Genomic DNA, 11421 nt, shown 5'->3' with positions numbered 1-11421 from the left:
GAGCAGTTGTGAAGTCGCCCGCCCTATTCGCGATTTCCATTCGATTTACCTGCAGCGCGATCCAATCACAAAGGGAAGTCACCCATGAAAATCCGCGCCGCAGTCGTTCTTGCCGCACTCAGCATGGCCACCTCGGCCACAGGGGCTGAGTTCGCCAGCAAACAAGACATCCAAACCGCCATGAGCGATCACACCTATCAGGGCGGCATGTTGTCGGGCGCGTTCACCGAGTATTATGCACCTGACGGGACGATCAAAGGCGACGGCTATACCGGGAACTGGAAGGCCACGGATAATGGCATGTGCTTCCAGTATGGCACCGATCCCGAAAACTGCTGGGACCTGAAAATCGAAGGGGCCGCCGTCACGCTGTTCAAGGACGGCAAAGTTGACGGGTCCGGCGTTGTGGTCAAAGGCAACACGAACAACTACTGACGGGCACCAGGGCTGCACTCAAGGCGACTTGGCCAGTTGACCTTGCACCTTGGAAAACGCCCGTTTTGCATAGTCTAGTCGCAGTTCATAGTCACCGCGCGGTTCAATACCCTCGGGTATCTGGCCCAACACAAGGGCCAGACACTGACGCAAATGGGTTCCATACAACGGAACATACTGGGCGGATTCACCGGACAGAGCGTTGTACAGACGTCCTCCGACCCAGTTGCCTCGCTTGCCGGCGTTGTCTGCGGTTTGGATACGAAACTGCAAGAACCTGCAGAGGTCGCGCGGCGAAAGTGGCACTTCTTCCGCACCGATGTTCAGGTTGCTGAGGGCGCGGGCTTTTCGGGCCTTCGCCTGCCCGTACAATCGGCTCTTAAAGCGTTTCACCACTGGTCTATAAATCGGCAAATCTGAGCTCGTCATGCTTTGCTTATGCGTTTCAATGTGTCGAAGTCCTGCCTGACCGCCGCGCCAAAAGCGGAGCGATGAGTTTCGTTGCAACCGGGATCAGGACCAGACCCCAACCAAGCCCGAATACACCGTCCATCGTGGCCTTGGCGATCCATTCGACTGCTGCCGCCCACTGGTCCGAGACCATGTGGCCCACAGCATAAGCCCAATCGTGAATGTGATGGCCTAACCAGCCAAAGCCCAGAACTTCAAGCCCGTGTATGATGATCGAGCCACCGACCCAAAGCATCGCCGCCGTACCAACGGTGGACAGTATTTTCAGAACATAGGGCATCGCCTGCACCAAACCGCGTCCTACGCCGCGGCCAATGGGCGTCGGTGCATTACGGGCCAGAAACAAGCCTGCGTCATCCATCTTCACGATCAGCGCGACCGAGCCATAGACGGCCACCGTCACACCGATACCGACCACCGCCAGCGTCGCAGCCTGCATCCACACGTTCGGAGCCTCAATGGCTGCCAGAGCAATCGTCATGATTTCAGCGGACAATATAAAATCGGTTTTGATCGCGCCCTTGACCTTCTGTTCCTCCAGATGACCAGGGTCACGGTTCTTCATGTCCTCATCAATCACCTTGCTCCCATGCGGAAACAAGACATGAAAGATCTTCTCGGCCCCTTCAAAGCACAAATAGGAACCGCCGAGCATAAGCAGCGGCGTAATCAGCCACGGCGCAAAATTGGCCAGTAGCAAGGCAACCGGCAACAACAGAATGATCTTGTTGAAAATGGACCCACGCGCGATGCGCCAGATGATCGGCAGTTCCCGCGCGGGCGCGAAACCCTGCACGTATTTCGGCGTCACCGCCGCGTCGTCAATGATCACGCCTGCCGTCTTGGCCCCGGCCTTGCCCGCGGCCGCCACCACGTCATCAACCGAAGACGCCGCGACCTTCGCTATGCCTGCCACGTCGTCCAGCAGGGCCAACAGACCACTCATCGCGTTTCCTTTCCCTTCATCTGCCCCGACCGGACCCTACCTGATCCAACGGCTAGCGCAAGCGTTAGCGCAATCGGCTCAGGTTTGCGCTAACACCTTAAAAATATGCCATTTTTGCCCTTTTGAGATTCCACTTTCGCGGCTATATGCCCTCCAACACAAGCGCAGTTTGGAGACGTCGGATGACCATTAAGGTCGGTATCAATGGTTTTGGCCGCATCGGCCGCTGTACCCTGTCGCACATCGCCGCATCGGCGCGCAACGACATCGAAGTGATCAAAGTCAACGCCACCGGCCCGCTGGAGACTTCGGCGCATCTGCTGAAATATGACAGTATCCACGGACGTTTCCCGCGCGATGTGTCCATCAAAGGCAACACCATGGATCTGGGTCGCGGCCCGATGGAGATGTTCTCGACGTACGACATGAACGAGCTGGACTGGGAAGGCTGCGACGTCGTTCTGGAATGCACCGGCAAGTTCAATGACGGGCTGAAGGCCAAAACGCATCTGGAGCGCGGCGCCGAACGTGTGCTGCTGTCGGCCCCCGGCAAAAACGTCGACAAGACCATCGTGTTCGGCGTGAACCACAACAGCCTGTCTTCTGAGGATCGAATGGTCTCGAACGGGTCGTGCACCACCAACTGCCTTGCCCCGCTTGCCAAGGTTCTCGACGAAGGTGTCGGCATCGAACATGGCATCATGACCACGATCCATGCCTATACCGGAGATCAACCGACACTGGACCGCCGCCACAGCGATCTTTACCGCGCGCGCGCAGCGGCCATGTCGATGATCCCGACCTCGACCGGTGCTGCTGCAGCCCTGGGCGAAGTTCTGCCTAACCTCAAAGGCCGACTGGATGGTTCGGCCATCCGCGTGCCGACCCCGAACGTCTCGGCTGTCGATCTGTCATTCCGCGCCTCGCGCGATGTAACCGTCGAAGAGGTCAACGCCATCGTGGAAGAGGCCGCAAAAGGCCCGATGCAGCGCGTTCTGGGGTATGAACCCGCGCCGCTGGTCTCGACCGATTTCAATCACACCGAGGAAAGCTCGATCTTCGCGCCGGATCAGACCCGCGTCGTCGACAATCGCATGGTTCGCGTGCTGGCGTGGTACGACAACGAATGGGGCTTCTCGGTTCGCATGGCGGACGTGGCAGTTGCCATGGGTCGACTTAACTAACCGTTTGCACATCGCTTGTACCCTAGTGCCCGCTCAGGTTATCTGGGCGGGCATTTTCGTTCAGGGCACATCCATGACCAATCAAATCGCCATATGGCTGGGATTGCTGATAGTTGGCGGCCTTATGCTGGACGTGGCCCTTGTCGGCTCGGAACATCTGCTGTTCCTGGGCAAGAAACTCTACGACTTTCTGGACTGGCTCGCCTTCTGGCGATGACAGAGGTTTTGCTTGACTTTCGCGTTCATCTGGCTTTGTTAGCGCTAACCAAGTATCGACGAATTTCTGACGGAGCGCATCATGACACTCAAGCTGGCAATCAATGGTTTTGGACGGATCGGGCGCGGCGTTTTGCGGGCGGTCACTGAATCGGGTCGCACCGACGTTGAAATCGTCGCGATCAACGATCTGGCAAAGCCGGAAATGAACGCGCATCTGTTCGAGTTTGACAGCGTTCATGGCCGGTATTCAAAACCGGTGACGCTCAGCGATGCCGGCCTGGACGTTGGTTACGGCCCCATCCGACTGAGCAGCGAGAGGGACCCCGAGGCCCTGAACTGGTCGGATGTGGATGTCGTGCTGGAATGTACTGGCGTGTTCCGCACCCGCGAAGCAGCCGAGCGGCACTTGAAAAACGGATCCAAGAAGGTTCTGATCTCGGCCCCGGCGCGCGGTGATGGCGGCGTTAAAACCGTGGTCTTTGGTGTGAACGATCAGGAACTGACGGCAGATGACATCATTGTCTCGAACGCGTCCTGCACCACCAACTGCCTGTCTCCGGTCGCGGCCGCACTGGATGCTGGCCTGGGCATCAAGCACGGGAACATGACAACGATCCATGCCTATACGGCCAGCCAACCCGTGCATGACACTGCCGGGAAAGACCCCTATCTGTCGCGCGCGGCGGCGCTTTCGATGATCCCCACAACCACAGGCGCCGCATCGGCGGTTGGTCTGGTTCTGCCTCAGCTTGCAGGCAAACTGACCGGACAGGCGATCCGGGTGCCGACCCCCAATGTATCTGTCGTCGATCTGGTCGCCGAGGTGTCTCGTCCCACGACAGAAGAAGAAGTCAACGCGCTGTTTACCGAAGCGGCTGCAAAAATCCCCGGCGTATTGGCAGCCGAACATCGCCCCTTGGTTTCAGTCGACTTCAATCATGACTCCCACAGCTCGACTGTTTCGCTTGCGGAAACAAAAGTGACCGACGGCACGTTGGTTCGCGTCCTCGCGTGGTATGATAACGAGTGGGGATTCTCGAACCGGATGCTGGACACTGCCGTTGCGATGGGCGCGTTATCCTAAACGTTCACGCAAGGCCTGATTGACACGGGGCGTGACGAATTTCGACACGTCCCCATTCAGCCGGGCGATCTCTTTGACCAGTTTGGACGCAATCGCCTGATGACGGGCTTCTGCCATCAGAAAGACCGTCTCAATCGAATCGTCGAGCGCCCGGTTCATGCCGACCATCTGGAATTCATATTCGAAATCAGCCACCGCACGCAGGCCCCGCACGATGATCTGAGCGCCAACATCCCGGGCGCAATCGATCAGCAGGTTCTCAAACGGATGAGCGACGATTTCGGTCCCCGTCTGCTCGGTCAGATGCGCACATTCGGCTTCGATCATGGCCACACGCTCTTCCAGCGTGAAAAGCGGACCCTTGTCCCGATTGATGGCAACGCCAATGACAAGCTTGTCCACCAACGCCGCCGCCCGGCGGATGATGTCGATATGACCCATTGTGATCGGGTCGAAGGTTCCGGGATATAATCCGACGCGCATCGGGCTCTCCTGCGCAACAATATTTCGGCGCAAGCAAACATAACTTTGCTGCAGGTGCAAGAGGCAGAGCCAGAGCCCTGCCCGTTCAGTGACCCATAATCATGCCTTCAAGCGCGTCTTTTTCCATCGCCAGTTCAGCCAATTGCGCTTTGACGGCGTCACCCAGTGTCACGATGCCCACCAGCTTGCCATCTTCCAGAACCGGCATATGGCGAAAACGGCCCTGGGTCATCCGCGACAGAATGTTTTCGACCGTGTCCTGACGGCTGGCTGTAACCAGATCGCGCGTCATATATGCGCTGACCGGTTTGGTCAGGCAGCCGCTGCCGCTGGCCGCAAGTTCGCGCACAATATCACGCTCGGACAGGATACCGGCTGCTGTCTCACCGCCATCCTCGGACACGACGACTGTCCCGATCCGTTTGGTCGCCAATATCTGTGCAGCATCCGCAACGGTTAAGGAAGGCTCGACCGTTTCCACCCCTTCTGTGGCTTTCGACTTGAGAATAGCCTGAACGAGCATATGCAAAACCTCCGAAATAACTTTACGTTTTACAAAGCGTTGCCGGAATGTCCGAACCTGTCAAGATGAAGCTTCGGCTTCAAGCTGCGCAACCTCGTCGCGGATACCGCGCGACAGCGCCTCGGCGAAGCGGTTCAACCGTTCATTACGCTGATCGCCCTGATGGCGCACCAGATAGAAGCGGCGCGTCAGACTGACCTGATCCACCACGATTTTCCGCAACTCGGGATGAAACGGCAGCGTGAAATCATGCGCCACGCAAACCCCACTGCCGAGGGAGACCTGGCGCAGCTGAACCGAGACGGAATTCGACGCCAAAGCGACACGGTCAACACCTATGTCGTTCAGATAATCCAATTCCCGATCAAAAATCATGTCAGGAATGTAGCCGATCATGCGGTGACCCTGCAGATCCGAGATGGTTCTGATCTGCGCATTCTGGTCCAGATACGCGCGACTGGCCACAAGATGCAGCCGGTAATCCGATATCTTTTTCACCAGCAACTTGCCCGCGTTCGGCGCGCTGACCGAAATCGCCATATCCGCTTCGCGTCGGGACAGGTTGATGAGCCGCGGCAGCGCCAGAATCTGAATATCGAGTTCCGGGTTGGCATCGCTGATCCGCGCACAAACCTGCGGCAGCAGATAGTTCGCACATCCATCGGGTGCACCGATCCTGATCTGTCCGCTCAGTGTTTCTGTCGAACCTGTGACTGCCCCGGTCGCCGCCCGCATCGCCTCTTCCGCGTGCAGGCCATGGTCCATCAAGCGGGTTCCGGCAACGGTCAGAACATAGCCTTGCTGTGATTTCGTAAACAGGATCGCGTCGAGTTCGACCTCGAGTCGCGCGATCCGACGACCAACCGTCGCAGGATCCAGTTTGAGGACCCGACCGGCGGCTGACAGGCTTTCTTCACGCGCGACGGCCAAAAAAACACGCATATCATCCCAGTTCGGGTTCATGCCCACACCTTTGCATTTTTGCAAAACAACTTTGGAACATTGCCTCTGTTCAAGGGATTTACGCAAGCCTATTCTGCGCCCAAACCCATTCGGAGGATTAAGCGATGAACGATCTGACCCACTTTCTAAATGGTGAAATGACGGCTGGCACGTCCGGTCGGTTTGACGACGTGTTCAACCCGGCGACAGGCGAAGTTCAGTATAAATGCCCAATGGCCAGCGCCGCCGAAACAACCAAAGCCATCGAAGACGCTGCGGCCGCTCAGGTCGAATGGGGGGCCACCAACCCGCAGAAACGGGCGCGGGTGATGATGGCGATGGTTGGCCTGATGAACCGCGATATGGACAAGCTGGCCGAGGTGCTCAGCCGTGAACACGGCAAGACGGTTCCGGACGCCAAAGGCGACCTGCAGCGCGGGTTGGAAGTGATCGAATACTGCATCGGTGCTCCGCAGATGCTGAAGGGAGAGTTCACCGACAGTGCGGGTCCGGGCATCGACATGTATTCGATGCGTCAGCCTTTGGGTGTGGTCGCCTCGATCATGCCGTTCAATTTCCCTGCGATGATGCCCCTATGGCATGTCGGCCCGGCCCTGGCTTGTGGCAACGCGGTTGTCCTGAAGCCTTCGGAACGCGACCCGTCGGTCCCGTTGATGCTGGCAGAGCTGTTTGTCGAAGCGGGCCTGCCAAAAGGCGTTTTCCAGGTCGTGAATGGCGATAAAGAAGCCGTGGATACTCTGCTGGACAACGAGATCATTCAGGGCGTTAGCTTTGTGGGCTCGACCCCGATCGCGCAGTATATCTATTCCCGCGCCACTGCGAACGGCAAGCGGGCGCAGTGTTTTGGCGGTGCCAAGAACCACATGATCGTTATGCCCGATGCGGACATGGATCAGGCAGCCGACGCGCTGGTTGGCGCCGGTTACGGTGCGGCGGGCGAACGCTGCATGGCGATCTCGGTTGCGGTGCCGGTTGGTGAGGCCACGGCAGACGCGCTGATCGAAAAGCTGATCCCGCGCGTGGAAAAACTTAAGGTCGGCCCTTATACCGCAGGCGACGATGTGGACATGGGCCCGGTTGTGACCGGGGCTGCTAAGGAACGCATTCTGGGCCTGATCAATTCGGGTGTCGAGCAAGGTGCCAAGCTGGTTGTCGATAACCGCGATTTCAGTCTGCAGGGCTATGAAGACGGTTTCTTTGTCGGCCCGCATCTGTTTGACCACGTCACGCCCGACATGGACATCTACAAACAGGAAATCTTTGGTCCGGTTCTGTCCACCGTCCGTGCTGGTTCATATGAAGAGGCGCTGAAGCTGGCGATGGACCACGAATACGGCAACGGCACCGCGATCTTCACTCGCGACGGAGATACGGCCCGCGACTTCGCCAGCCGGATCAATATCGGTATGGTCGGCATCAACGTCCCGATCCCGGTGCCGCTGGCCTATCACACCTTCGGCGGCTGGAAGAAATCCATGTTCGGCGACCTGAACCAACACGGTCCCGACAGCTTCAAATTCTACACCCGAACCAAGACCGTGACGTCGCGCTGGCCCTCGGGCATCAAGGAAGGTGGCGAGTTCAACTTCAAAGCCATGGACTGAGCGAGCTTCATCCTGTTTCACCATTTCCGAAAGCGGCCCCGAGTGGGCCGCTTTTTTTGGTCCGAGACCTAGGAATCTCACGAGAAATTCAAATCCGACCCTCTGGAAAAATATCTCGTTCACTCATATTTTACCGGCAAATCCGATACCGAGCAGTTCATATACCCGGAGGCTTCTTTGTCCCAGTACCGAATGACCCGCCGCTCTGCCCTGTTGGGCGCTGCATCCCTGATCGCGACGCCCGCATTGGTGCGTGCGCAAAGTCTGGATGCGTTCCCACAGGACGAAGAAGCGATCAGCACGCAATTGCCAGTGCGCCGGAATACATCGTCTTTCTCGCAGCAGAACTGGCAGGATCACTTTGATGAACTGGGTGTAGGGGCGCTGCTGGCCGATATCACCAGCCGCGCGGTGCATTATTGGGGGCCGGACGGGACATACAAGCTGTACCCCAGCTCAGTTCCCATGACCGAGGAACTGACCAAACGCGGCTATACAGAGGTCGTGCGCAAGACAGAAAACCCGAGCTGGACGCCCACCGCGTCGATGCGAGAACGCGACCCTTCGCTGCCGGTCCGGATGGAAGGTGGTGAGCCCGGAAACCCGCTGGGCACCCGCGCAATGTACCTGACATGGCCTGCCTATCTGGTGCATGGAACGCACGACACGCGCAAGATTGGCCGCCAAAGCTCCTCGGGCTGCATTGGGCTGTACAATCAGCATGTCGAAGAACTGTATCCGCTGGTACAGATCGGAACGCAGGTCCGGCTGGTCTGATCCAGCGGCACAGTGCAATAAAAACAGCCCCGGCCAACGCGACCGGGGCTTTTACGTAGATCGGAAGCCTGAATTATTCGGGCAGAATTACCGCGTCGACCACATGGATCACACCGTTGCTGGCTTCGATATCGGCCTGAATAACCTCAGCATCATTCACCTTGACGCCGCGCTTGGCGTTCACGCTCAGACGGTCGCCCTGTACGGTCAGAACCTTGGCGCGCTTGCCGGCAATATCGCCTGACATCACTTTAGCGGGCACCACGTGGTACGTCAGAATCTCAACCAATTGATCTTTGTTCTCAGGCAGCAGCAGGGTTTCCACAGTGCCTTCGGGCAAAGCCGCGAATGCCTCATCCGTGGGCGCGAAAACCGTGTAGGGGCCTTTCCCTTTCAGAGTATCCACCAGACCTGCGGCCTGAACGGCGGCTACCAGCGTGTTGAACGACCCTGCCGAAACGGCCGTGTCGACAATATCAGCGGCCTGCGCCTTGGCGGGCAGTGTCAGGGCAAGTGCGGCGGCGGCCCCCATAAAAGTGCGACGGAACATGGCTGTCATCTCCTCTCCAGCGTGTTATGGAAAGGGGTACGGCGTCAGGATCAGACCGGATCACAAAGGGTTCAATTTTCTTTGATCTGAACCCAGATACTCTGCGCCCGTCCGTCCTTCAAAAACGGCAAGGCTTCTCGCGCGTCAGGGCGTTCCTGCTGCAGGTAGTAACCGGGCCAAAGCATTGAAAATGAACCGGATTGCAGCAGCGCGTGTAAGATATACTGCTCTCCCCAGCCGGGGCAGTCATAGAAGAAACGCTTGGGGTATTCATAGGGCAAGAAAACATCGTGCACGTGAATGACCACGCCCGGTTTCAGGGTCGGAATGATCCGACAGAACAGATGGGCGACATCATTGCTCATCCGGACCACATGGCTGGAATCGATGAACAGGATGTCTCCTGCCTCAAGTTGCTCGAACAGCGCCGGATCAACGTCTTCCAGCCGTTTTTGTTCAAAGTGATCCACGACATGTGCGATATCGGCGCGCGGGTATGGATCGATCGCGGTGATCTGCGTTTGCAATCCGCCATCCAGAATGGCTTGCCGGGTCACGCGGGTTGAGTTCCCACACCCCACTTCGATCACCCGGCGCGGCTGGAACCGCCTTACCATCAGGTAAAGCGCATCCGCGTCCGGGCTGTCGTAATACCCGTTTCCAATACGATAGCCCGTCTGATTACGGGCCGGATCTTTCAGTGCCTGCAGAGCCTCGGCATGGTGTTCGAACTCTTCCACCAAAGGCGCGATATCGAAACCCTCCATACCCGGAGATAACGCGTAGGCGGGGCGGGTCAGACCCCCTGCCCGTTCGAACGCCTCCAGCCGTACCCGTTCCTCTCGCTCGGTGACCTTGTCGACCAGGCGCACGTCCAGCTCATCCAGGGCGGCGTTGATCTGAGGGAATTTTCTGGGTTTCACAGGGTGGCTCCACTAACGACTGTCACATCGGTCCTTACAGGGGCAAATGGGGGCTTCGCAAGCGCCTGCATCCCAAACCCTTGGCAAAAGGGAAATTTCCGTATTCACTGGTTTTACCAGAACCGCGAGGGCCGCCATGCAGCAGGAATTTACGCTGGGAATCGAAGAAGAATACCTTCTGGTCGATCAGGACAGCCTCCAACTTGCACAAGCCCCGACCGCCCTGATGGAGGCCTGTCAGGCCGATTTCGAAGGGCAGGTCAGCCCGGAATTCCTGCAATGCCAGATCGAGGTTGGAACCCGGCCGCACAGTACCATCAAATCAGCGCGCGAGGACCTCAAGCGTTTGCGGTCCTGCGTCGCCAAGCGGGCGGCGGAATATAACCTCGCCCCGATTGCGGTCTCCTGTCACCCCTTTGCCAATTGGAAGGACCAGCATCATACCCGCAAAGAACGTTATGACGCGCTACAACACGCACTTGGGGGTGTTGCGCGGCGGATGCTGATCTGCGGCATGCACGTCCATGTCGGCGTTGCCGACCCCGCTTTGCGGTCCGATCTGATGCCGCAACTGTCCTACTTCCTGCCGCACCTTCTGGCGCTTTCAACTTCATCCCCCTACTGGAACGGCGAGGATACCGGACTGTCCTCATACCGCCTGACGGTGTTCGACAACCTGCCCCGCACCGGCCTTCCCCCCGTATTCGGCAGCTGGGCCGAATACGAACGCACCACGGGCATTCTGGTCGAACTTGGCGTGATCGAAGACACTTCGAAAATCTGGTGGGATCTTCGCCCGTCACATCGTTTCCCGACACTTGAGACCCGGATCATGGACGTACAACCGCGTCTGGAACATACCCTGTCGCTGGCCGCTATGGTGCAGGCCCTGACACGCATGTTGTGCCGCCTGAAAGATCGCAATCTGCGCTGGCGGCAATATGACCGGTTTCTGATTGGCGAGAACCGCTGGAGGGCGCAGCGCTATGGTGTCGGTGAAGGAATGATCGATTTTGGTGACCGCTCGATCAAACCAATGCCCGAACTGATTGGCGAGTTGATGGGAATGCTGGCTGAAGATACCGAAGCGCTGGGCACCATGACCGAACTGGCCCGCCTGCGTCAGATCGCCGAGGGCGGAACCTCGGCCACGCGTCAACGCCGCGTCCACGCCGAAGCCGTCGCGCGCGGTCAGGATCCCGGGATGGCTGTTGTCAGACACCTGATCGAAGAATTCCACGCCGATCTCTAGCCTCGGT

The 11421-nt window shown here is 58.1% G+C and carries 14 protein-coding genes; 7 read left to right on the top strand and 7 right to left on the bottom strand.

Annotated features, from left to right (window positions below; translation table 11 throughout):
• Window positions 1-84: 84 nt before the first annotated feature.
• Window positions 85-435, top strand: a complete 351-nt coding sequence (locus ACRZ9X_RS14940; protein WP_480520215.1) for a hypothetical protein — start codon at window positions 85-87, stop codon at window positions 433-435.
• Between the two features lie 18 nt (window positions 436-453).
• Here ACRZ9X_RS14940 and ACRZ9X_RS14935 read toward each other — a convergent pair whose 3' ends face one another.
• Window positions 454-828, bottom strand: coding sequence for a hypothetical protein (locus ACRZ9X_RS14935; protein ID WP_480520213.1), 375 nt, complete (start codon window positions 826-828; stop codon window positions 454-456).
• A 52-nt stretch (window positions 829-880) separates the two neighbouring features.
• Window positions 881-1852 (bottom strand): DUF808 domain-containing protein, encoded by a 972-nt coding sequence (locus ACRZ9X_RS14930; RefSeq protein WP_480520211.1) that lies wholly within the window; start codon window positions 1850-1852, stop codon window positions 881-883.
• A gap of 182 nt (window positions 1853-2034) precedes the next feature.
• Here ACRZ9X_RS14930 and gap (ACRZ9X_RS14925) point away from each other — a divergent pair, with 182 nt between their 5' ends.
• The 3 genes from gap (ACRZ9X_RS14925) (at window position 2035) to gap (ACRZ9X_RS14915) (ending at window position 4339) form a co-directional block, all read left to right on the top strand.
• Window positions 2035-3036 carry a type I glyceraldehyde-3-phosphate dehydrogenase gene (gene gap, locus ACRZ9X_RS14925; protein ID WP_480520209.1) on the top strand — a complete coding sequence of 334 codons (1002 nt, stop codon included), beginning with the start codon at window positions 2035-2037 and terminating at the stop codon, window positions 3034-3036.
• 73 nt (window positions 3037-3109) lie between these two features.
• On the top strand, window positions 3110-3253 hold the full coding sequence (locus ACRZ9X_RS14920; RefSeq protein ID WP_480520207.1) for a hypothetical protein: 144 nt from the start codon (window positions 3110-3112) through the stop codon (window positions 3251-3253).
• Between the two features lie 81 nt (window positions 3254-3334).
• Window positions 3335-4339 (top strand): type I glyceraldehyde-3-phosphate dehydrogenase, encoded by a 1005-nt coding sequence (gene gap, locus ACRZ9X_RS14915; protein WP_480520205.1) that lies wholly within the window; start codon window positions 3335-3337, stop codon window positions 4337-4339.
• Here gap (ACRZ9X_RS14915) and coaD read toward each other — a convergent pair.
• From coaD to ACRZ9X_RS14900, 3 genes are all read right to left on the bottom strand, one after another.
• A complete protein-coding gene (gene coaD, locus ACRZ9X_RS14910) occupies window positions 4331-4822 on the bottom strand; it encodes a pantetheine-phosphate adenylyltransferase (protein ID WP_480520203.1) in 492 nt (163 codons plus the stop codon). The two genes, gap (ACRZ9X_RS14915) and coaD, sit on opposite strands and share 9 nt — an antisense overlap.
• Window positions 4823-4907: 85 nt before the next feature.
• A complete protein-coding gene (locus ACRZ9X_RS14905) occupies window positions 4908-5345 on the bottom strand; it encodes a CBS domain-containing protein (RefSeq protein ID WP_480520201.1) in 438 nt (145 codons plus the stop codon).
• A gap of 60 nt (window positions 5346-5405) precedes the next feature.
• Complete coding sequence (locus ACRZ9X_RS14900; RefSeq protein WP_480520199.1) at window positions 5406-6308, bottom strand: LysR family transcriptional regulator; 903 nt, start codon at window positions 6306-6308, stop codon at window positions 5406-5408.
• Between the two features lie 104 nt (window positions 6309-6412).
• Between ACRZ9X_RS14900 and ACRZ9X_RS14895 the strand changes: the two genes are divergently transcribed.
• Together ACRZ9X_RS14895 and ACRZ9X_RS14890 are read left to right on the top strand one after the other, a co-directional pair.
• Window positions 6413-7912 (top strand): CoA-acylating methylmalonate-semialdehyde dehydrogenase, encoded by a 1500-nt coding sequence (locus tag ACRZ9X_RS14895; protein WP_480520197.1) that lies wholly within the window; start codon window positions 6413-6415, stop codon window positions 7910-7912.
• Window positions 7913-8104: 192 nt separating this feature from the next.
• A complete protein-coding gene (locus tag ACRZ9X_RS14890; protein WP_480520582.1) occupies window positions 8105-8689 on the top strand; it encodes a L,D-transpeptidase in 585 nt (194 codons plus the stop codon).
• 73 nt (window positions 8690-8762) lie between these two features.
• Here ACRZ9X_RS14890 and ACRZ9X_RS14885 read toward each other — a convergent pair whose 3' ends face one another.
• On the bottom strand, window positions 8763-9239 hold the full coding sequence (locus ACRZ9X_RS14885; RefSeq protein ID WP_480520195.1) for a fasciclin domain-containing protein: 477 nt from the start codon (window positions 9237-9239) through the stop codon (window positions 8763-8765).
• Between the two features lie 71 nt (window positions 9240-9310).
• Window positions 9311-10162 (bottom strand): class I SAM-dependent methyltransferase, encoded by an 852-nt coding sequence (locus ACRZ9X_RS14880; RefSeq protein WP_480520193.1) that lies wholly within the window; start codon window positions 10160-10162, stop codon window positions 9311-9313.
• 136 nt (window positions 10163-10298) lie between these two features.
• Here ACRZ9X_RS14880 and ACRZ9X_RS14875 point away from each other — a divergent pair, with 136 nt between their 5' ends.
• Window positions 10299-11414, top strand: coding sequence for a carboxylate-amine ligase (locus ACRZ9X_RS14875; protein WP_480520191.1), 1116 nt, complete (start codon window positions 10299-10301; stop codon window positions 11412-11414).
• The last annotated feature ends 7 nt before the right edge of the window (window positions 11415-11421 follow it).

This window comes from Ruegeria sp. AL1, assembly GCF_056540905.1.
This window is presented reverse-complemented; position numbering and strand designations above follow the sequence as displayed.